General features: G+C 66.3%; 1 pseudogene. It reads left to right on the top strand.

Features of this window, described 5'->3' with window-relative positions:
* Positions 1-778, top strand: a pseudogene (locus JCM19049_RS16255) (FAD-binding and (Fe-S)-binding domain-containing protein); the annotation flags it as partial.

Below are 778 nucleotides of genomic sequence, written 5' to 3'. Positions count from 1 at the left end.
TCTCGGCCGACGCCGCCACCCGGCAGGCCGCCTGGAATTCCGCAAGGGGCTATACGCCTCGGTGGCCGGCGCCCGGGCTTCGGGAACCACCGCGCTGCTGGAGGACGTGGCGGTACCCGTCGCCGAGCTGGCCGACACCTGCCAAAACCTGCAGGAACTGTTCGGCTCCTACGGGTACGCCGACTCGGTGATCTTCGGCCATGCCAAGGACGGAAACATCCACTTCATGCTCACCGACCGCTTTGAAGGCGACACCGCCCTGAAGCGGTACAACGCTTTCAACGAACAGATGGTGCAGTTGATCCTGGACAAGGGCGGGAACCTGAAGGCCGAACACGGCACCGGGCGGGCCATGGCCCCCTTCGTCCGCCGCCAGTACGGGGATGAACTCTATTCGGTGATGTGCGAGCTGAAGGCTGCCGCCGACCCGCGCAACATGCTCAACCCCGGGGTCATCATCGATGAGGACCACGCGGCGCACATGCGCAACATCAAACTGAACGAGACCATCGAAGTGAGGCGGACCGCTGCGTGGAATGCGGCTACTGCGAGCCGGTGTGCCCCTCCAAGGACCTGACCCTCACCCCGCGCCAGCGCATCGTGGTGCGCCGGGCCATCGCCAAGGCGCAGGCCGAGGGAAACCACGAGCTGGCCCGGGAACTGGAGCGCGAGCAGGGCTATGACTCGGTGGACACCTGCGCCGTGGACGGCATGTGCGTCACCGCCTGCCCGGTGCAGATCAACACCGGGCTGCTGGTCAAGCGGCTACGGCGCGAAA

Source organism: Arthrobacter sp. JCM 19049, from assembly GCF_001310435.1.
This window is presented reverse-complemented; position numbering and strand designations above follow the sequence as displayed.